21 protein-coding genes are annotated in these 20,369 nt (G+C 65.1%); 13 read left to right on the top strand and 8 right to left on the bottom strand.

All coding sequences use genetic code 11. The annotated features are described in order from the left end of the window. Positions 1-26: 26 nt before the first annotated feature. Positions 27-731, bottom strand: a complete 705-nt coding sequence (locus J2805_RS07960; protein ID WP_309974895.1) for an endonuclease/exonuclease/phosphatase family protein — start codon at positions 729-731, stop codon at positions 27-29. Between the two features lie 172 nt (positions 732-903). Between J2805_RS07960 and J2805_RS07955 the strand changes: the two genes are divergently transcribed. Continuing rightward, entirely contained in the window at positions 904-1,707 is an 804-nt protein-coding gene (locus J2805_RS07955; RefSeq protein ID WP_309974735.1) for a thioesterase family protein, read from the top strand. 27 nt (positions 1,708-1,734) lie between these two features. Here the strand turns inward: J2805_RS07955 and J2805_RS07950 are convergent, their stop codons facing one another. Further along, a complete protein-coding gene (locus J2805_RS07950; protein ID WP_309974732.1) occupies positions 1,735-2,124 on the bottom strand; it encodes a DUF2177 family protein in 390 nt (129 codons plus the stop codon). Positions 2,125-2,140: 16 nt separating this feature from the next. On the opposite strand from J2805_RS07950, the gene J2805_RS07945 reads away from it, so the two are divergent. After that, positions 2,141-2,890 (top strand): biotin/lipoate A/B protein ligase family protein, encoded by a 750-nt coding sequence (locus J2805_RS07945; protein WP_396134263.1) that lies wholly within the window; start codon positions 2,141-2,143, stop codon positions 2,888-2,890. A 103-nt stretch (positions 2,891-2,993) separates the two neighbouring features. Here J2805_RS07945 and J2805_RS07940 read toward each other — a convergent pair whose 3' ends face one another. Beyond that, positions 2,994-3,251 (bottom strand): mycoredoxin, encoded by a 258-nt coding sequence (locus J2805_RS07940; RefSeq protein ID WP_011692168.1) that lies wholly within the window; start codon positions 3,249-3,251, stop codon positions 2,994-2,996. Between the two features lie 171 nt (positions 3,252-3,422). On the opposite strand from J2805_RS07940, the gene J2805_RS07935 reads away from it, so the two are divergent. Next, positions 3,423-4,169 (top strand): SOS response-associated peptidase, encoded by a 747-nt coding sequence (locus J2805_RS07935; protein WP_309974727.1) that lies wholly within the window; start codon positions 3,423-3,425, stop codon positions 4,167-4,169. A gap of 22 nt (positions 4,170-4,191) precedes the next feature. On the opposite strand, the gene J2805_RS07930 is transcribed toward J2805_RS07935, so the two are convergent. Then, positions 4,192-4,614, bottom strand: a complete 423-nt coding sequence (locus tag J2805_RS07930) for a VOC family protein (protein ID WP_309974724.1) — start codon at positions 4,612-4,614, stop codon at positions 4,192-4,194. A 14-nt stretch (positions 4,615-4,628) separates the two neighbouring features. Here J2805_RS07930 and J2805_RS07925 point away from each other — a divergent pair, with 14 nt between their 5' ends. Then, positions 4,629-4,955 (top strand): chorismate mutase, encoded by a 327-nt coding sequence (locus J2805_RS07925; RefSeq protein WP_104173045.1) that lies wholly within the window; start codon positions 4,629-4,631, stop codon positions 4,953-4,955. A 54-nt stretch (positions 4,956-5,009) separates the two neighbouring features. On the opposite strand, the gene J2805_RS07920 is transcribed toward J2805_RS07925, so the two are convergent. Further along, positions 5,010-5,396, bottom strand: coding sequence for a hypothetical protein (locus J2805_RS07920; protein ID WP_309974720.1), 387 nt, complete (start codon positions 5,394-5,396; stop codon positions 5,010-5,012). A gap of 177 nt (positions 5,397-5,573) precedes the next feature. Between J2805_RS07920 and J2805_RS07915 the strand changes: the two genes are divergently transcribed. The 6 genes from J2805_RS07915 to pdxS all read left to right on the top strand — a co-directional run bounded on the left by J2805_RS07915 (position 5,574) and on the right by pdxS (position 13,924). Beyond that, positions 5,574-5,906: a DUF6504 family protein gene (locus tag J2805_RS07915; protein WP_309974717.1), complete on the top strand. Its 333-nt coding sequence runs from the start codon at positions 5,574-5,576 to the stop codon at positions 5,904-5,906. Then, entirely contained in the window at positions 5,903-9,433 is a 3,531-nt protein-coding gene (locus J2805_RS07910) for a DNA polymerase III subunit alpha (RefSeq protein ID WP_309974715.1), read from the top strand. Before J2805_RS07915 ends, J2805_RS07910 begins: the two co-directional genes overlap by 4 nt. Positions 9,434-9,566: 133 nt before the next feature. Beyond that, positions 9,567-11,576, top strand: a complete 2,010-nt coding sequence (gene thrS / locus J2805_RS07905) for a threonine--tRNA ligase (protein WP_309974713.1) — start codon at positions 9,567-9,569, stop codon at positions 11,574-11,576. Positions 11,577-11,597: 21 nt separating this feature from the next. Beyond that, the gene (locus J2805_RS07900; protein WP_309974711.1) at positions 11,598-12,188 is read left to right on the top strand and encodes an HIT family protein; all 591 of its coding nucleotides are present in this window, start codon (positions 11,598-11,600) and stop codon (positions 12,186-12,188) included. Next, positions 12,181-12,819 (top strand): phosphatidylinositol phosphate synthase, encoded by a 639-nt coding sequence (gene pgsA / locus J2805_RS07895; protein WP_309974708.1) that lies wholly within the window; start codon positions 12,181-12,183, stop codon positions 12,817-12,819. The genes J2805_RS07900 and pgsA overlap by 8 nt, the downstream gene beginning before the upstream one ends. A gap of 178 nt (positions 12,820-12,997) precedes the next feature. Next, on the top strand, positions 12,998-13,924 hold the full coding sequence (pdxS, locus tag J2805_RS07890; protein ID WP_011692158.1) for a pyridoxal 5'-phosphate synthase lyase subunit PdxS: 927 nt from the start codon (positions 12,998-13,000) through the stop codon (positions 13,922-13,924). 268 nt (positions 13,925-14,192) lie between these two features. On the opposite strand, the gene J2805_RS07885 is transcribed toward pdxS, so the two are convergent. Then, entirely contained in the window at positions 14,193-16,205 is a 2,013-nt protein-coding gene (locus J2805_RS07885) for a M3 family metallopeptidase (protein WP_309974705.1), read from the bottom strand. Between the two features lie 82 nt (positions 16,206-16,287). Here J2805_RS07885 and J2805_RS07880 point away from each other — a divergent pair, with 82 nt between their 5' ends. Next, positions 16,288-17,562 (top strand): CapA family protein, encoded by a 1,275-nt coding sequence (locus tag J2805_RS07880; protein WP_309974703.1) that lies wholly within the window; start codon positions 16,288-16,290, stop codon positions 17,560-17,562. 56 nt (positions 17,563-17,618) lie between these two features. Continuing rightward, a complete protein-coding gene (locus J2805_RS07875; RefSeq protein ID WP_309974701.1) occupies positions 17,619-18,551 on the top strand; it encodes a Cif family virulence factor in 933 nt (310 codons plus the stop codon). A 35-nt stretch (positions 18,552-18,586) separates the two neighbouring features. Here the strand turns inward: J2805_RS07875 and J2805_RS07870 are convergent, their stop codons facing one another. After that, positions 18,587-19,288, bottom strand: a complete 702-nt coding sequence (locus tag J2805_RS07870) for an alpha/beta fold hydrolase (protein ID WP_309974699.1) — start codon at positions 19,286-19,288, stop codon at positions 18,587-18,589. A 98-nt stretch (positions 19,289-19,386) separates the two neighbouring features. Between J2805_RS07870 and J2805_RS07865 the strand changes: the two genes are divergently transcribed. Continuing rightward, a complete protein-coding gene (locus tag J2805_RS07865; protein ID WP_309974697.1) occupies positions 19,387-19,842 on the top strand; it encodes an SRPBCC domain-containing protein in 456 nt (151 codons plus the stop codon). Positions 19,843-19,921: 79 nt separating this feature from the next. Here the strand turns inward: J2805_RS07865 and J2805_RS07860 are convergent, their stop codons facing one another. Then, positions 19,922-20,347 carry a protein-tyrosine phosphatase family protein gene (locus tag J2805_RS07860; RefSeq protein ID WP_309974694.1) on the bottom strand — a complete coding sequence of 142 codons (426 nt, stop codon included), beginning with the start codon at positions 20,345-20,347 and terminating at the stop codon, positions 19,922-19,924. Positions 20,348-20,369: the final 22 nt, after the last annotated feature.

Here is a 20,369-nt window from a genome sequence, read left to right as displayed (position 1 = left end):
GGGGCCTCCCGGGCTGGTAGTCGGCGTCAGGGCTGAGGCGTTCCCTGGATGGGGCCGGAATCCTGGCCGTATTCGGCGGATACGAGGATGGGAAGGTGGTCCGACGCACCGCGCGGCAGGGTCTCAACGCTTTCGATGTCCAGCCCGAGCGAGGTGGCAAAGTCGAAATGCCCCTTGAACACCTTGTACCTCGTATAGGTCCGCCGGTCACTGAGTGAGAGTTCGTAGCCCGAATTCTTCATATGCTCGGTGAGGTTCTTGGTGAAGAACGGGTAGTTGAAGTCGCCGACCATGAGCGTCATGAGTCCGCTGCCCATGCCGAGGAGTTCCGCGTGTGCGGCCTTGATCTGTTTCCGGCGCAGCGAATTCGAAGCCGTAAGGGGCGCTGCGTGGAAGGAGGCGATCACCAGCTCATGGTCCGTTTCGTTGTCTACGACGCGGGTGCCGATCAGCCGCTCATGCGCCGGCGCCAGGACACGGTCGTGAAGTGACTTTTTCAAGGCGAAGGTGTTGGTTTCGAAGGCCGTGAAGCGGTCCATCCGGTAGTAGATGGCCAGTCCCAACCTGTTGCCCTTGGTCGAATCGGCCAGGTGCAGGGGCCCCAGCGTGTCCGGCAAATCAGTGGTGTCGCACTCCTGCAGGCACAAGGCATCTACCCCGAAGTCGCGGGCCAGGTCGAGCAGTTCGCCACGCGCCGCGTGCTTGCGAAGGTTGTAGCTGATGACTCGTATCAGGGGATTACCTCTTCCGAGCGTAGTAAGGAGAACCAGTTCCTGAGTCTACCCAGTGCAGGGTGCACAGCACAGGAAGACAGCACTACGGTGCTGTCGGCCGAAGCCCGCGGAGTGGCAGCAGGCGATAGTGTGTTCTGGGATCATCACCAGCCATGCGAAAGGGTCGACGTTGACTGCAGCACTTCCGGAACTTGCCGAGGGCGACTTCTACTACGAGTCACTGGGAGGCGGGCGTTTCCGTTCAACCCTTCATGCCCAGGGTGCCTGGAACGAGCATGAACAGCACATGGCGCCGGCCTCCGGCATCATGGCGGATTGCCTGGAGCGGCACGACCCGCGGGGCGATGTCCGGATGGCGCGCCTGAGCTTCGAGATCCTGGGTCTGATCCCGGGCGGCGAATTCGACGTGGTCACCACCACGCTCCGGCCCGGACGGACCATCGAACTGCTCCAGGCCGAACTCGTTGCGGGCGGACGCGTGGCGATCCGGGCCACGGCGTGGCGGATGATTACCTCGGACACAGCCGCCGTCGCGGCAGTCGAAGACACCGTGATTCCGGGGCCGAACGAGTGTTCACCGTACGACGGCGCCAGCGTCTGGCCGGGTGGGTACATCCGTTCCCTGGAGATGCGCGTAGCCGACGGGCACCGCCCGGGCGCCGGGAAAGTCTGGCTGCGAACCGGGCACCCGCTGACGGACACGGCGGACAGCGGGGACATGGCCCGGCTGATGGGGCTGGTGGACACGGCCAACGGCATAGCGGCCCGCGTCCCTCCGGGCCGGGACAGCTATGCCTTCCCCAACCTTGACCTGCAGATCCACATGTACCGGCAGCCGGCTGGCGACTGGCTTGGCCTGGATAACGCGGTCTCCTTCGGCGCGGACGGCATCGGCCTGACGTCAACGGTGCTCCACGACCTCAGCGGGCCCTTTGGCCGTGCCGAGCAGATCCTGACCATCCGCAGGACATAGCATTCCACGGAGGGCGGTGCTGCGGGCTCAGTTCCTGTGGAAGACCAGCCAGCCGGCCAGCGTGGCCAGGGCAGTCAATGCTGCGCCCCAGAGGATGTCCACCACAATGAGCTGCAGCGGCCAGGTCTTCAGCGTCGCGGCATTGGTGAGGTCGTACGTGGCGTAGGCGAACGCGCCCAGGGCCGCGCCGTAGCCCACCGCGCTGAGCCAGCTGCCGCCGTCGAGCGCGGGGCGCAGGGCGAAGAACACGATGCCGGCAATGTAGATCACGTAGAACACCACCGCGTACCCTAGATTGGGCCGGTCGGCCAGCAGTTCACCAATCTGTCCGCGGTAAAACGGGTTCATCGTCTTGAGCCAGATGGCATCGATGACGGCGAACGCGGCGGCGACGACCAGGAATTGCAGAATGACCATAAGGGAGCTTAGCAAGATGCAGCACGCCGCCGGCGCACCAGCCACGCTGACCATCGTCCGGCAGGAGGAGTCGCTGGGGGCGGCGCGGGACCTGGAATTCGGCATTGAACTGCTGGGCCTCGCCAAGACCGGCAGCATCGGCCCCACGCTCCGGCTGTACAGGCCGGCGCCCACAGTGGCCTTTGGCCAGCGCGACGCACACCTTCCCGGTTTTGAGGCTGCAGCTGCGGCATGCCGGGAGCTCGGGTTTGAACCGCTGGTGCGGAAGGCCGGCGGCCGGGCCGCGGCGTACCACGAGGGAACCCTGATCGTCGATCACGTGGAACCGCATGCCGACGCCATCGCAGGTGCGAAAGGGCGTTTCGCCTTCTTCGGGGAGATGCTGGCAGGTGCCCTCCGCAGCGCGGGAGTCCATGCCGCCGTCGGCGAAATCCCGGGCGAGTATTGCCCGGGGGAGTTCAGCGTCCACGGCCAGGACCCGGCGGATCCTGGGCACAAGGTCAAACTGATCGGCACTGCGCAGCGCGTAGTGTCAGGCGGGTGGCTGTTCAGCTCCGTAATTGTGGTGGAAAACTCCGCGCCCATCCGCCGTGTGCTCGAAGCCAGCTATGCCGCCCTGGGGCTGGACTGGGACCCGGCCACTGCAGGCGCCGTCGACGATCTCGTCCCCGGACTCGACGTTGCCGCCATCGAAGCGGCGGTCATTGACACCTATGCCGGGTACGCGAAGCTGGACTATGCGGGCTTCGCCAGCCTGCGCGGCTGATCGCCACCGCGCTGGCGGAGATGCAAAAGGCCGGGCACCAGGTGCCCGGCCTTTTGCACGTCGATCGGCTGTACGCCGATTGGTCCTCGTTTCCAGCGGGAGCCTAGGCCGCGAGCCGGCTCTTCACCTCAGCCGCTGACGGGTTGGTGGCGGCGGTGCCGTCCGGGAAAAGAACGGTGGGGACGGTGCGGTTGCCTCCGTTGAGCTGCTCTACGAGATCGGCGGTGCCCTCGACTTCTTCGATGTTGATCTCGGTGTAACCGATGCCCTGGGCGTCCAGCTGCTTCTTCAGCCGGTTGCAGTAACCGCACCAGGTGGTCGAAAACATGGTGATGGTGCCGGATTCGGGAGTGAAATCCACGGAGTTCTCCTCAAGCTCGTTGCTGCTCGTCGTAATCAAAGCAGATGTCCTTTCCCACAACCGTAACCCGGCGGCCGGTATTCCCGCGGTGGAAGGCCTGCACGGACCGCCGATGGTGACGGCAGGTGACGCCGGGTGACACTGCCTGCAGGGCGGTGGCAAGCTGGTGCCATGTGTGGACGTTACGTGATGGCCAGGGCCGTCGGGGACCTGCTGGCTGAGTTTGACGCTGAACTGGACGAGGAGTTGGTGGTTCCGCCGTCGTGGAATGTGGCCCCTACCGCTGACGTGCCCATCCTGCTGGAGCGGCTGGTGGACGGCAGCCCGGTCAGGCAACTGCATGTAGCCCGCTGGGGGCTCGTCCCTTCCTGGGCCAAGAATCCGTCCATCGGCTCGAAAATGATCAACGCCCGGAGCGAGAGCGTCCTGGAGAAGCCGTCCTTCCGCAAGGCCGCGAGGTCCAGGCGCTGTGCCGTGCCGGCGGATGGCTACTACGAATGGAAGGGGGAGGGGCGCAGCAAGCAGCCGTACTACGTCCGCCCCAAGGACGGCCGGCCGCTCGTTTTTGCCGGCTTGTACGAGTGGTGGAAGGATCCGTCCAGGCCCGAGGGCGATCCGCAGCGCTGGATGCTGTCCACCTCCATCATGACCACCGACTCGCCGCCCGCGGGCTATGCCGGCGGGATCCTGGCCGAACTCACCGCCCTGCACGACAGGGTGCCGCTGCCCATGGACCGCGCCACCATGCAGGCATGGCTGGACCCGCAGGCGGACGACGCCGCCGGCCTGGTGGACCTGGTCCGTGCCGGGGCCCATGACGTCGCCGAAGGCTGGACGATCGATGCCGTCGGCACAGCCGTGGGGAACGTCAGGAACGACTCGGCGGAACTCATCCAGCCGGTAGGAAGCCTGTTCTAAGGGCTTCTGGTCCGGGCGGTCGTCAGACCGTGACCTTGCCGCCTGCATCAACGGTCCACGTGGGATTAAAGGCAACCTCCCAGCGGAAGCCGTCCGGATCCGCGAAGTATCCGGTGTAGCCGCCCCACGGCTGGGTTTTCGGCGGCCCCACTATCGCTGCTCCCGCGGCCTCTGCTTCGGCCAGGACCCGGTCAACATCCGCGGCGCTGCCAACGTTGTGGCTCAGGGTGATGCAGGGAATGCCCGCCGGGTTGTCCACCGAGGCCTCGGCCTGCATCTGGCCGGCATCCCAGAGGGAAAGGATGAGGCCGTGGTTTGCCTGGATGAACACCACTTCACCGGGGGCTTCCCGATGGACCGGCCAGCCGAGGCCGGTGACGTAGAACCTGCGTGAGGCGTCAACACTGCGGACGCCAAGTGAAATGAAGTCGACTCGAGGCTGCATTCTTAGATACTGTCATGCACATGCCCACAAATCACGGACACGACAAAGACGCCCAGGCCGACAGGGAGCAGCTTGCAGCTGTCCGCGTGGCCGTCGATGAAGTAGATGAGCAGATCGTTACCCTGATCGCGCGCCGTGAACGCCTGATCCGGATTTCCGGCACCCTCAAGGGCGATGATGCTGAGGTCCGCGCGCCCGGCCGGGTGGAGAAGGTCATAGAGCATGTCCGTGCCGCCGCGGAGAAAAAGGACATTGACCCGGACATCGTGGAGAAGACCTACCGGGCCATGATCACGGCGTTCACTGAGCTTGAGATGAAAGTGCACAACGCCAACAGCTAGTGCCGCCGGCAGTTTGCAGCGTTCGCCCGGGCAGCGTTCGCCCGGGGGCGATTTTTAGAGGGATTCCTCCACGGGCACGTTGGCCTGGTAGTCCCTGCCGTCGGCGTCGCTGAAAGCGGTCATGAGGTGACCCTTTTCCAGCCCCAGGACGGTACTCATGGGAAAATTCCCGGTAATGGTGCTGCCTGAATGTTCCACGCCACTGAGGTCAAAATTCTCCTCAGTGCCGTCATGGCTGAAGCAGTAGAAGGACACGGCCTCGCCGTTCATGAACTCGATTCCCATTCTTCGTTGATGGGAATGATCCGGTGTGGCCGCCACAAGGCCCACCACGTAGGCGCCCGACCCGGGAATATTGCCGTCTATAGCAAATGTCGCCACCAAGGTGGAGTCCTTGGCGGCGATGGATACGTGCTTCAGGAGTGCGTTATGGGAGCTCATGGCTCCATCCTGCTCCCTGCGCTCCCGTCCGTCCACCCCTGATCTAGGTTTTGTCACCACCCCGGCGTAGACTGGTTTTATTCGAAGATATATTCGAACGAACCATTTCAAGTTTCTTCCTGTCACACGCTGCGGCCCCCCGTTGCGGGGCCGGGAGTGCTGTTCCGGGAGGCGCCCATGGGCATGTTCAGCGAGGGTGTCGATGTTGTCTGCACCCCCGCCGGCCAGCCGGTGAAACTCGCCTGGGCAGGCCGGCAATACACGGTCTGCGCCGAACCGGTGCGCTGGTATGAACGGCGCCAGTGGTGGGCGGAGGAAACACGCGCGCCCCTGGGTACAGGGCCGGGGCTGGTGGACCACGAGATCTGGCGCGTCCAGGTCCGCCTATCCGACGCCAAGGATGTGCCGGGGCCGGAAGGCAGCCTCACCCTTGACCTGACAAGGAGTATCGGCAGCGGACGCTGGAGGCTGCTGCGGATCCACGATGCCCTCCGGCCAAGATCAGCATGAGCTTCACCCACCTTCACGTCTCTACTGCCTTCAGCGCCCACTATGGTGTTTCCTGGCCGGATGAGCTCATCCAGGCGGCGGCAGCAGACGGCGCCACGGCGCTCGCCTGCACGGACCGCGACGGCCTCTACGGCACCGTTAAGCACCTCAAGGCCTGCATGGCGTCGGGACTGGATCCCGTCGTCGGGGTTGACCTTGCGGTCTTCGACGACGACGGCGACCTCCGCACCCAGCTCGCGGGCCGCGTCGTCGTGCTGGCCCATGGACACAACAACGGTGCCGGATACCGCGCGCTTTGCCGGCTGATTTCAGATGCCCATGCCCGCACCACGGGCAAGGCCGGGGGAGCAGTGCCGGTGGCGATATCCCGTGCCGAGCTGGCCTCCCGCACTTTGCACCCGGAAACCCTGGAACCGGTGCTGACCGTCCTGATCGGTCCGGATTCGGACGTCGGGAGGGCAATGGGCGGCCGCCGGTACCTTCGTCCCCGCACTCTGTTCAAGCAGTGGCTGGACCGTATGCCCAAGGGGACAGTGGCGGCAGAAGTGGTGTCACACCTCAGCGCCCCGGGGGAGCCGCTGAGCACCGCCCACGCGGTACGTATGCTCAAGCTCTCTGCCGAGCACGGAGTGCCTGCCATACTCAGCAACGCCGTGCGGTATTGCGCGGAGGACGGGGCCGCGACGGCGGATGTCCTGGATTCAGCCCGAACCCTGAAGTCGCTACCTGAACTGACCGCGGAACCGCTGCTGCAGCCGAACGGCCAGGGATGGCTGAAATCGGCGGACCAAATGCTCCAGCTCGGCAAGGAGATCATCCATGCCGCAGGCTACGGTGCCACTGACCTCACCCGGCTTCTCGGCCAAACCGAGGCGCTCGCTGACCGCTGCCGGATGGATCCCGTCACTGACATGGGATGGAAGCAGCCTGTTGTCCCGGAGGCAGCCGTCATCGGCATAGACGGCGACCCCCTGGTTGAGCTGACCCAGCGCTGCGAGGCGGGAATCGGCCGGCGGTTCCCCGGAATATCCGGTCAGGCTGAAGCGCAAATGCGCGAACGGCTGAGCCACGAACTGCGGATTATCGCCAACCTTGGCTTTGCCTCCTACTTCCTCACCGTGGCTGAGGTTTCCCGGATGATCCTGGACATGGGGGTCAGGGCAGCGGCAAGAGGTTCGGGTGCCTCCAGCCTGGTCAACTACCTGATCGATGTCAGCCAGGTGAACCCGCTGCAGCACGATCTTATTTTCGAACGGTTCCTCTCCCGGGACAGGGCAACCCTCCCGGACATCGACATCGACGTCGAAAGTGCCGAGCGGCACAACGTGTACCGGCGCATCTTTGACCGCTTCGGATCCGAACGGGTCACGCTCATGAGCATGCAGAACGGCTACCGCGCTCGCGGTGCCGTCCGCGACGCCGGGCTGGCGTTGGGCATGGACGATGGCGACATCGGCGAAATCGCCAAGCAGCTGTGGCGTTTCTCGGCCCGAAAGTTTCGTGAAGCGCTGGTGGAGAAACCGGAGCTGAAGGAATTCGCGGGGCGGGTGGAACAGCGCGGTTTCGCGGAGAACCAGCAGCTGGACTTGCTTGTAGACCTGACCGAGAGGCTCGACCGCCTGCCTAGACACATCTCCATGCACCCCTGTGGCGTGATCCTTGGCGACGCAACCCTGCTGGACCGGACACCCGTCCAGCCCAGCGGACTGGGGCTGCCCATGAGCCAGTTCGACAAACACGACATGGATCCGATGGGCATGCTCAAGCTGGACGTCCTCGGGGTCAGGATGCAGAGCGCCATGGCCTTCGCAGTCCGAGAGGTCATCCGACTGCACCCCTCGAAGGCCGAGGTGGTGGCTGCCGGTGCCCATCCGGTAGGGCCCGAAGGCACCGGACCGGACTACATCGCCGCTGACGGGCATATCGACCTCAACGCCGTACCCCTGGATGACGAACCAACCTATGAACTGATCCGAAGCACCCACACACTGGGCTGTTTCCAGATCGAATCACCCGGGCAGCGGGAACTGATCGGCAAGATGGCGCCGCGGGAATTCAACGACCTCATCATCGACATTTCGCTGTTCCGGCCCGGGCCCATGAAATCGGACATGGTGCGGCCGTTCCTTGAGCACAGGCATGGCTTCGCTCCGGAGACCTATCCGCACCCTGACCTGAAGCCGGTGCTCCAGGAAACCCACGGCGTGACGGTCTTCCACGAACAGATCCTGCGGACCTTCGACGTGATGACTGGCTGTGGGCTGGCGAAAGCCGATGAATTCCGCAGGGCGCTGAGCAACGAGGTCATGGAAATCCAGGTTGAGGAGTTTTTCCGACGTGAGGCAAAAGCACGGGGATATTCACCGGACGTCGTGGACAAGGTCTGGGGGACCTTGAAATCATTCGCCAGCTTTGGCTTCTGCAAGGCGCACGGGGCAGCCTTTGCCGTGCCCACCTATCAGTCGGCCTGGCTGAAGGCGCACCACCCGGAGGCTTTCCTGGCCGGGCTGTGGGAACACGATCCGGGTATGTACCCCAAGCGGCTCCTGGTGGCCGAAGCGCGTCGGTTGGGCATCCCCATCCTTCCCCTCGACATCAACAGGAGCCAGGCGGAGTACCGGGTGGAGCGGGTCGGCTCCGGACCGGACCGCGGGAAGCTCGGCATCCGGCTGAGCCTGAACGGCATTTACGGGCTCTCCGGCGCTGAACTGAAAAGGATTGTGGCCGGTCAGCCCTATGATTCGCTGGCAGACCTTCGGGTGCGCTCCCGGCTGAGCAAACCCAGCATCAAGCGGCTAGCCCAGTTGGGAGCGTTCGACACACTGCATCGGGAGTCCGGGGGAGCGGCCAACAGGGCTGACCTCGTCCAGCACCTCCAGGCCCTCCAGAGCCGTCCTTCCAAAAAAGGCGTCGAGGTCATCGAAGGCCAGCTTTCCCTGCCGCTGGGTGATGTTGAACTCAGGAACCTGAAAGCGGAACTTCCAGCCCCCACCATGGTGGAGAACGTCAGGGCAGAGCTTGACCTGATGGCCATCGATGTCAGTGAACACCTGATGTCCAGCCACCGGCCCCTGCTGGACCGGCTTGGCGTCACCACCGCGGATAAGCTCCTGGGGCTCCGAAACGGCACCGAAGTCCTGGTTGCCGGGGTGCGGATCGCTACCCAGACTCCGCCTATGCGGGGCGGCCGGCGGGTGGTGTTCATCAGCATCGATGACGGCACCGGCTGCGTGGACTCCGTGTTCTTCCATGAAGCCCAAGAGCTGGCCGGACCGTTGCTGTTCGGCACCCGGCTGCTCCTCATCCGTGGCAACACCCGCCGGACCGGACCCCGCGGGATCAGCATCAGCGCCACCATGGCGTGGGATCTCAGCCGTACCGAGACCCTGCCGTTCCCGGAACAGCAATCCGCCGGCCAGGGCGATGCCGGCCACGGAAACCCCGGCCACTGGGATCCGGGCGCGCACTTGGCGGGGCCGCTGGACGGAATCAGCCGCAACCTGGCCATCACGGGGCTGGGCAGCTGACCTGCACCGCGGAGCCCCGAGCCCGACGCGCCGCTTTGGTCGGCCCATCTCCCAACCGATAGCATGGACGAGGCTGGCTGTGGTCCCCGTATGCCACAAGCTACGAAGCCTTAACTTTGAATAGGAGACACCCGTGTCAGATGCCCAGAAGATCACCCTCATCGTTGACGGCGAAGAGACCAAGGTGACTACCGGGACCACCGGCGCGGAACTCTTCTTTGAGCGCCGCGACGTCGTTGTAGCCCGTATCAACGGCGAACTCAAAGACCTGGACCAGCCGCTCCCCGAAGGCGCGGACATCGAAGGTGTCACCATCGATTCCCCGGACGGCCTTAATGTCCTCCGGCACTCGACTGCCCACGTCATGGCCCAGGCAGTGCAGCAGCTCCGCCCCGACGCCAAGCTCGGCATCGGCCCCTACATCACTGACGGCTTCTACTTCGACTTCGACGTCGCCGAGCCGTTCACCCCGGAAGACCTGAAGACCCTGGAAAAGATGATGCTCAAGATCATCAACCAGAACCAGAAGTTCGTCCGCCGTGTGGTGTCCGAGGACGAGGCACGCGAAGCCATGAAGGCCGAGCCCTACAAGCTCGAACTGCTGGGCAAGAAGAACGACGCCGCCGACGCCGGTGAAGGGGTCAACGTCGAGGTCGGTGCCGGCGACATCACCATCTACGACAATGTGGACCGCAAGAGCGGCGACACCGTCTGGTGCGACCTGTGCCGCGGCCCGCACCTGCCCAACACCAAGCTCATCTCCAACGCCTTCGCCCTGACCCGGTCCTCGGCCGCCTACTGGCTGGGCAACCAGAATAACCAGCAGCTGCAGCGCATCTACGGCACGGCCTGGCCCACCAAGGACGCCCTGAAGGCCTACCAGGAGCGCATCGCCGAGGCCGAGCGCCGCGACCACCGCAAGCTCGGCGCTGAACTGGATCTCTTCTCCTTCCCGGACGAGCTGGGTTCCGGCCTGCCGGTGTTCCACCCCAAGGGCGGCATCATCCGCAAGGCCATGGAGGACTACTCCCGCCAGCGCCACGTGGATGCCGGCTACGAGTTCGTCTACACCCCGCACATCACCAAGGGCCACCTGTACGAGGTGTCGGGCCACCTGGACTGGTACAAGGAGGGCATGTTCCCGGCGATGCACATCGACGCGGAACTGAACGAGGACGGCACCGTGCGCAAGCCCGGCCAGGACTACTACCTGAAGCCGATGAACTGCCCGATGCACAACCTGATCTTCCGCTCGCGCGGACGTTCTTACCGCGAACTGCCCCTGCGGCTGTTCGAATTCGGTTCGGTGTACCGCTACGAAAAATCCGGCGTGGTGCACGGACTGACCCGCGTGCGAGGCATGACACAGGACGACGCCCACATCTACTGCACCCGCGAGCAGATGAAGGACGAACTCACCACCACGCTGAACTTCGTGCTGGGCCTCCTCAAGGACTACGGCCTGGACGACTTCTACCTGGAGCTCTCCACCAAGAACGAAGACAAGTTCGTGGGCGACGACGCCACCTGGGAGGAAGCCACCAGGACCCTGGCTGAAGTGGCCGAAGCTTCCGGCCTGGAGCTCATCCCGGATCCGGGCGGAGCAGCGTTCTACGGCCCCAAGATCTCGGTCCAGGCAAAGGACGCCCTCGGCCGGACCTGGCAGATGTCCACCATCCAGCTGGACTTCAACCTGCCTGAGCGCTTCGAACTCGAGTTCCAGGCTGCCGACGGCACGCGCCAGCGCCCGGTGATGATCCACCGCGCCCTGTTCGGTTCCGTCGAGCGGTTCATGGGTGTGCTGACCGAACACTACGCCGGCGCCTTCCCGGCGTGGCTGGCACCCGTGCAGGTAGTGGGCATTCCGGTTGCCGAAGCTTTCAACGACTACATGTTCGACGTCGTCGGCCAGCTCAAGGCCGCCGGCATCCGGGCCGAGGTGGACATCTCCTCGGACCGCTTCCCGAAGAAGATCCGCACCGCCAGCAAGGACAAGATTCCCTTCGTCCTGATCGCCGGAGGCGAGGACGCCGAGGCCGGTGCCGTGTCCTTCCGGTTCCGCGACGGCAGCCAGGACAACGGCGTGCCGGTGGCCGAAGCCGTCCAGCGGATCGTCGAAGCCGTCCGCAACCGGACCAGCTAGCGGAAGCGGAAGGGCTAACACGTGCAGGAGACCACAGGCGCTGGCGGAGCATATCCGGGCGACGGCGAGGCGACCGATGATTTCGGTCTGGCCGGAGTTCCGGACGCCTTCCAGCGCCTGTGGACTCCTCACCGCATGGCCTATATCAAGGGCGGCCAGCACCAGTTCAAGAACCAGGACGACTGTCCTTTCTGCGTGGCACCTGCACGCAGCGACGACGACTCCCTGATCGTGTACCGCGGCCAAACCGCCTACGTGGTGCTGAACCTCTTCCCCTACAACCCGGGCCACCTGCTGATCTGCCCCTACCGCCACGTGCCGGACTACACGGACCTGACCGTGGAGGAAACAGCGGAGTTTGCGGCGCTGACGCAGACCTCCATGCGGGTCCTGCGGAAAGTGGCCAATCCCGGCGGCTTCAACCTCGGAATGAATCAGGGCGTTGTGGGCGGCGCCGGAATTGCCGGCCACCTCCACCAGCATGTGGTTCCGCGCTGGGGCGGGGACGGAAACTTTTTCCCCATCATCGCTCAGACGAAAGCCATCACGCAGACTCTGGGTGAGGTCCGCCAGCAGGTCGCCGAGGCCTGGCCAGAGGACGAACATGCTTAACCGTTACGCCCGGGGCTTCTTTACCGGGCTGTTCTCGCCGCTTGCTCGCTGGCTCCTGAATATAGGAGTTTCACCGGATGCCATCACGATCGTGGGCACGGCCGGTGTGGTGGTCGGCGCGCTGGTCTTCTATCCGCTGGGCCAGCTCTGGTGGGGAACGCTTTTCATAACGGCGTTTATTTTCTCGGATGTCCTGGACGGCATCATGGCGCGCATGCAGGAACGCGGCGGCCGCTGGGGCAACTTCCTGGACTCCACCCTGGACAGGGTTGCCGACGGCGCCCTGTTTGCCGGCCTCGCCATCTGGTACTTCACCGGAGGCGCGGACCGCGCCATCGCCGTCGCCGCCGTCGTGTGCCTGGTGCTCGGCATGGTGGTCTCCTACGCGCGGGCCAAGGCCGAGGCCCTCGGGTTCCAGGCCAACGTGGGCATCGCCGAGCGCGCGGAGCGGCTGGTGTCGGTGCTGGTGGTAACGGGATTCACCGGGATCGGGCTCCCCAGCGTGGTTCTGCTCGTGACGCTGATCCTGCTCGCCGCCGCCAGCCTGGTCACCGTTGTCCAGCGGATCGCCACCGTGTACCGGCAATCAATGGAAGAGCCGAACGGCACCGCCTCGGAGCAGCCCGCCTGACGAGCCGGGGTAACCCGAATTAAGCAGCATCGGGGCGTGGGACTAGTATTAGCAGTACCTGGTCATTGGATCCGGTACTCCGGTGTGCGCGCGGCGTGGCTTTCCCGTCTGTGGTGCCGCCTGCGCCGGGACCGAGAGACCGGATCTACGTAACATCTAGCTACCCATAGGGGTTTTTGTGTCTACACCTGATGTAAGCAGCGAAGCCGGCTCGTCCGCCAACAGCGTCACGGGCAGCAACCGCGTCAAGCGCGGCATGGCAGAGATGCTCAAGGGCGGCGTCATCATGGACGTCGTCAACGTCGAACAGGCCCGCATCGCCGAAGATGCCGGTGCTGTTGCCGTGATGGCGCTGGAACGCGTTCCGGCCGATATCCGGGCCCAGGGCGGCGTGTCGCGCATGTCCGATCCGGACATGATCGACAAGATCATCGAGGCTGTGTCCGTGCCGGTCATGGCCAAGGCCCGCATCGGCCACTTTGTCGAGGCCCAGGTCCTGCAGTCCCTGGGCGTGGACTACATCGACGAGTCCGAGGTCCTGACCCCGGCCGACTACGTCAACCACATCGACAAGTGGAACTTCAAGGTTCCCTTCGTCTGTGGCGCCACCAACCTCGGTGAGGCCCTGCGCCGCATCAACGAGGGCGCGGCGATGATCCGGTCCAAGGGCGAGGCCGGCACCGGGGACGTTTCCAACGCCACCGGGCACATGCGCCAGATCCGTTCCGAGATTGCCAAGCTTGCCGCGCTGCCCGAGGACGAGCTCTACGTCGCGGCCAAGGAACTGCAGGCCCCGTACGAACTGGTCAAGGAAGTCGCTGCCGCCGGCAAGCTCCCCGTGGTGCTGTTCACCGCCGGCGGCATCGCCACCCCGGCCGACGCCGCGATGATGATGCAGCTCGGTGCCGACGGCGTGTTCGTCGGCTCGGGTATCTTCAAGTCCGGCAACCCGGCACAGCGTGCTGCCGCCGTCGTGAAGGCCACCACCTTCTTCGATGACCCCGACGTGATCGCCAAGGCCTCCCGCGGCCTCGGCGAAGCCATGGTGGGCATCAACGTCGACGAAATCCCGCAGCCCCACCGCCTCGCCGAGCGCGGCTGGTAACTCGCTTTCTGGGGGCGAGAGGCGGCGTCATCCTCGGCGCGCTATTCCCGCGCGTTGTGGGCAACTGAGGTAGCTGCTTACGGCCCGGGACCCCTTTTACGCGCGCTGCCGGATAACTCCGCCCCTCGCCTTGCGCTCGTGATTGAACGACGACGGCGGCCGGTCACCTTATTAGGTGGCCGGCCGCCGTCGTCGTTTCTTCGTCGATTGCTCCGTAACTGCCCTTTTCAGGCTCCTAAAGGGCGTCTACGGAGCAATCGATGGAAGGTTACTCGAGGCCGCGGCGCTTCAGCAGCGGCTCCAGCTCCGCGTCGCGGCCCCGGAAGGCGCGGAACGATTCGAGCGGTTCGCGGCTGTTGCCGCGGGAGAGCAGTTCGGTCCGGAAGAAGTCTCCGTTGGCCCTGCTGAGTCCGCCGTTCTCCTTGAACCACTCGACGGTGTCCGCGTCGAGGACCTCGCTCCAGATGTAGGAGTAATAACCTGCGGCGTACCCGTCGCCGGCGAAGATGTGCTGGAAATATCCGGTGCGGTAGCGCGGCGGAATCAGATTGTGGGCGACCCCGGCGGCGGCCAGGGCCTTGGCTTCGAACTCCAGGACGTCCTCCGGTACTCCTGATTCGTCCAGGACATGCCAGGCAAGGTCCAGGAGTGCGGCGCCCAGGTATTCAGCGGTGCCGAAGCCCTCGCCCCACAGCTGTGACTCGTTGAGCCTGTCCACGATGTCTTGGGACAGTGGCTCTCCGGTGACATGGTGGCAGGCGTAGTTGGCCAGCACCTCCGGCCACATGATCCACATTTCGTTGACCTGTGAGGGATATTCCACGAAGTCCCGCGGGACGGCCGTGCCGGAGAACCTGGGGAAGGTCACGTTGGAAAAGAGGCCGTGGAGGGCGTGCCCGAACTCGTGGAATGCCGTCCGAAGCTCGTCCAGGGTCAGGAGCGTGGGCTCGCCGGCCGGCGGCTTGGAGATGTTGAGGTTGTTGATGACCACGGGCCGCGTCCCCAGGAGCGCGGACTGGTCCACCAGCGAGTTCATCCAGGCCCCGCCGCGTTTGGACTCCCGGGCATAGTAGTCGCCAAGGAACAGGCCCAGTCCGGAACCGTCCTCGTTGCGGACCTCCCAGACCCGAACATCGGGGTGGTAGCCCTTGAGCTCGGGCCGCTCGTGGAAGGTGACACCGTACAGGGCGGTGGCGGCGAAGAAGACGCCGTCGCGCAGCACCCTGTCCAGTTCGAAGTAGGGCCGCAATGCCTGCTCGTCCACGCTGTACCGCTCGCGCCGCACTTTCGCGGAATAGTACGCCCAGTCCCAGGCCTCGAGGGGATGGCCTGCCACTTCAGCAAGGGCGGCAGCCTCAGCGTCGGCATTGCGGACGGCGGCAGGCGCCAGCCGGTTCATCATGGTTTGCACTGCCCCGAAATCGGGTGCGGTCTGACGGTCCACCGTCAGCTCGGCATAGTTGGCGAAGCCCAGGAGCCGGGCCTTCTCCGCCCGGAGCGCGACCATGGACTTCACCAGGTCCAGGACATCGAGGGTGCCGCCGCTGCTGCCTCGGCTGATGGAGGCCTGGTAGAGGCGGCGGCGGACGTCGCGGTTTTCCAGGGAGGCCATTGCCGGCTGATTGCTCGGCTGGATCAGCGTGAGCAGGTATTTTCCGTCGTGCCCCGCGGCGCGCGCTGCCTCGGCGGCGCTGGCGACGTCGTCCGCCGGCAGCCCGGACAGCTCGGCGGCGTCGTCGAGAAGCAGGGCATTGGTCTTCATGGCCTCCTTGGTGCGCTGGCCGAATTCCGTGCCCAGCCGGGACAGCTCCGCGTTGACTGCCCTGAGCCGTTCCTGTCCGGCGTCGTCCAGCTGGATGCCGGACTGGCGGAACTCCTTGAGGTACTCCTCCACGAGCCTGGCCGATTCATCGTCGAGACTTGCGGTGTCCACGGCAGCGAACCGGTCGAACAGCCGGCGGTTCATGTAGATGGCATCCTGGTGGGCGGAGAACTGCGGGGACAGCTCCGTCTCGAGGGCGCGGATGCCATCCGAGGCATCGGCGGAGACCAGGGTGAAAAACGACGCGGCGGCGCGCTGGAGGAGCTGCCCGGCGCGTTCCATGGCCAGAACTGTGTTTTCGAAGCCGGCGGGTTCGGAGTTGTCCACGATCGCCTGGATTTCGGCAAGGTGCTCCGCCAGGCCGGTACGGACTGCTTCGGCGTAGTGGGCCTCGTCAATGTCAGCAAACGGGGGGAGCCCGAACGGCAAAGGGCTGGGAGTCATTAGAGGGTTGGTCATGAAGCAACCCTTTCATGTAATCGGGCGGTTCTCAATGGTGATTTTCGCGGGGTTCGGAGACCGGCCGCCGTAGGATGGCGGCATGGGCGACCTACGCTTGGGACAACAAAAACCGCCCGCCAGGCGGCGCCTGGTGGCATTCGCCGCGGCCTTCGTGCTGGTCGCTGTTTCGTCGTGTGGCGTGATAGCCCAACAGGGCACCGATGGGCGGGCAAGCGGGTCAACGCCCACGACGGCGGGCTCCGCGCCGGCGTCGGCCACTGCAACCCAGGTGCCGGCCCCCTCACCGGAACCGACGCCGGGCAAAGGCCCGGCCTGCGCTGCCGTCCGGTGCACTTCCGTCCTGGTCACCGGGGACATGCTGGTGCATGCCCAGCTGTGGGACCAGGCCCGGGCCGACGCAGCGGCACTCGGAAAGCCAGGGCTGGACTTCACCCCGCTGCTCGAGGGCCAGCGGGCGTACATCGACAACAGCGATCTGGCCATCTGCCACCAGGAAACTCCGGTCGCGCGCCCGGAGGGCCCCTTCTCGGCGTACCCGTCATTTAATGTGCCGCCGCAGATCATTGCGGCGTCCCGGAACGTTGGCTACCAGGCCTGCACCACGGCCAGCAACCACACCATCGACCGCGGAACCGATGGCCTGGTCCGGACACTCGATGCCCTGGACGCCGCGGGCCTGAAGCACACCGGGTCCTACCGGACCGAGGCGGACTCGCAGGGCATCCTGATCCTGCAGACAAAGGCCGCCAGGATTGCCGTGATTGAGGCTGCCTACGGCCTGAACGGCCAGTACCCTGACTACGCCTGGCAGGTGGACATGCTGGACGCGCCGACCATGATCGCCAAGGCGAAGAAGGCAAGGGCCCTCGGCGCGGACATTGTGCTCGGCGTGATGCACGCCGGCGACGAGTATGCCAGCGCTCCCAACGCCCAGCAGCAGGATACGGCCCACGCCCTGGTGGACAGCGGCCAGTTCACCATGATCTACGGCCATCACACCCACTCCGTGCTGCCCATCGAAAATTACAAAGGGACGTGGATTGTGTACGGGCTGGGCAACGGTGTCACGGAACTGTCCCCCTGGTATGTGGTGAATAACGAGGGACTGCTGGTACGGGCGCAGTTCAGCCAGGATACGGCCGGCAAATGGACCGCCTCGGACCTGGCGTGGGTGCCGTCAGTGATCGTCCGAGGTCCGTACCGCTGGTGTTCGGTGGCGGCAGACGCGCCGCAGGGTCCGTGCGCCGGGGCGGAAGCCGACGCTGCTACGCGGCTGCGGACCAGGACAGTCGTGGAATCCATGGGCGCGGCCGAGGCCGGTGCCCGGGAACTCCTCATCTCCGACGAACGCTGACGCGGGCCGGGGGCGGTACAAACGTGCCGCCCCCACCTCCCTCCTGGAGGTGCCTGATGACTAATACGTATACGGACGTGCTCGCCCCTGCCTCGGGTGTGTTGGAGACCCTCACCGTGCTGTTGAACCAGCAGGTGGGAGTGGGGGAGGGGACCGGAACCGCGAATCCGGGAACATACACGATCAGCGGCTCTGTCGACGCCGCCCAACAGTATCGGCTGTTGTCCAAACCGGCATCCGCAGAGATCTCCGTCGTGGGCGGACCGGCTCCGTTTACCTGCCCTGCGGTGGTGCTCAAAAGCATTGCCGGCGACGCTACCGGAAACATGGGCGGCGGCAGCGGGGTATCCGGAGGCGTCGGCATGTCCGTGCCCTTCGCCTCGGCCATCCCCGGCGGAGGCGGGGCCGCCGGGCAGGGCGGCACGCCTACAGGAACCGTCAGCTGCGCCGTGCCGTCCGGTGTGGAGGTGTTTGCGGGCATTGGCGCAACGATGACCGTCACAGCGGGCCAGGCGGCGGTCAGCGAAGCACTGCGGTCAAGCGATGTCCGGGGAACCGTGCCGGGTAGGGCGGGGTATGAAATGACTGCCCTGAGCTCCGTTGCCCGGGGCTCCTATAATTCAGGCATGACAGAAGCCACGGAGAACGTTGACCGTTTTTTCGACCGCTACGCCGCCGCGCTGCTGGCACGGGACGCGAAGGCAATCGCGGGAATGTATGCCGTTCCCTCCCTCATTCTGTTCCCGGGCCAGTCCGTTCCCGTCACGGACGCCAGCCAGACCGAGGCGTTCTTTGCTTCGTCGTGGGGACAATATGAGGGTATCGACTCAGTGGAGAAGAGAGTCGACATCATGGCTGAAGCGCCGGGATTTGTCTGGGCAGATGTCACCTGGAGCTATGCCGGCGGCGAACCACGGGAGCGTTTTTGCTACCAGCTCGCCGAAAGGGCCGGCGGATACCAGATCGCCGTCCTCACGCCGCTCGCGTAGCACCCCCTTGATGGCCGGCCTTTGACGGCCGGCGTTCACTGACGGTCGACGGCGGCGAGGATCGCCGCGCCGAGATCGGCCGGCCTCGTGAACTGGGGCCAGTGTCCCGTGGGCAGGTCAACGTATTCCACGTCGCGGATGCGCGCGAGCTCCGCCACATAAGGGTGCCCGGCGTCGATCCATTCCTTCACCACTGCCGAGGGGAACTCGCAGGCGATCACAGTGGCGGGAACGCCGTAGCGGCGCTCATCGTGAAGGTGCTGGGGGTCGTAAGCGACGCCTTTTGGTTCCGGGACGGCGCGCGCCCTGAACATGGCGCGCAAGCCGTCATCCAGGTCGGTCAGATCGGCGTCGTCAAAGCCCTCCCAGGGCGGAAGCGGCACGTCGTCGCCGTCCGCCGGAAGTTCATCGTTGATGACGCCGCCCTCGCCCAACGGGCCGCTGTCCACGTAGATGGCGCGTGCAACGCGGTCCGGCCGCGCATCAACGGCCCCGTGGATGATGGCGCCGCCGCCCGAATGCCCCACGAGGACCACCGGCTGGTCGGCGCCATCGACTGCCGCGACGACGGCGTTGATGTGGTCACGCAGGCCAATGCCGGCCCGCGGCGCGTCCCGGGCTTCGAGGCCTGGCATCGTGAGCGGAACAGCGCGATGACCAGCGGCCACCAGCGGGGGCGTGACGTCGGACCATGATGAGGCGTCCAACCAGAATCCGGGAACCAGGATGATGTCCATGGAGGTACCCTACTCCGCAGGGCCGACAAAGAAGGCCCTTCCCCGACGCAAAGTCGTCACGCCTGTCCCGGGCCCGGTGGCCGGCAGTAAGATCGGGCATGAAAAAATTACGGTACTCAGCGAAGATCAACGCTCCGGTCGGCGATGTGTGGACGACGATGCTGTCCGATTCCACGTACCGAAAGTGGACGAGTGCTTTCAACCAGGGCTCCTATTTCGAGGGCGACTGGACAAAGGGCAGCGAGATCCGCTTCCTCGGCCCGGACGACAAGGGTTCGCTAGGCGGGATGATTGCGGTCGTGGAGGAGAACAGGCCCGGGGAGTTCATTTCCCTTCGCTATGTGGGCCAGGTTGTCGACGGAGCGGATGACACGACCAGCGAGGAAGCGAAAGAGTTTATCGGGACACACGAGAACTACTCATTCAGCGAAAACGCAAGGGTAACAACCGTAGAGGTTGTCCTCGACAGCGAGGACGATTTTGCTGCCATGTTTGATGAGGCCTGGCCGGTTGCCCTCGCCAAGCTCAAGGAAATCGCGGAGGAACGCCGCTAGCCTGCACGGCCTATCCCTGCGTTACTCAGCGAATCCCTGCGATACTCAAGGAAGCGGTGCCGTCTCACGCGGTCCTTTATCAGCGCTTGCGCATCACGTACTTCCGCTGCCACGGCGTCTCGACGGCCCGGGGGTGATATTGCTCCCGAACGAAGGGCACCGCCTTCCGCGCCGGAACTCCGTCCAGAACGGCAATGCAGGCAAGGGCTGTGCCGGTCCTGCCGCGGCCGCCCCAGCAGGCGATTTCAACGCGCTGGTGTTCGGCCCGCAGCCATGCCTCCTGCAGGGCGGCCACGGCCTCGTCCTCGTTGACTGGCAGCCAGAAGTCCGGCCAGCGCACCCATCGTTGCTCCCATTCAAAACGGGGCGGAGCCGTGCCGAGCAGGTAGACGGCAAATTCGGGGCTGGGACCGGCTGGGAGGGGCCGGCGCAGTGCGCGGCCGCGGATAAGGCGACCGGAGGGAAATCGAACGACACCGGCAGCCGCTGGTTCCCATGTAGCCATGGAGTGAACTCTGGCATCGGAT

The organism is Arthrobacter oryzae (genome assembly GCF_031454875.1).
Lineage (GTDB): Bacteria > Actinomycetota > Actinomycetes > Actinomycetales > Micrococcaceae > Arthrobacter > Arthrobacter oryzae_D.
Note: the sequence above shows the minus strand (reverse complement) of the source record. Positions and strands in the feature narration are given on the sequence as shown.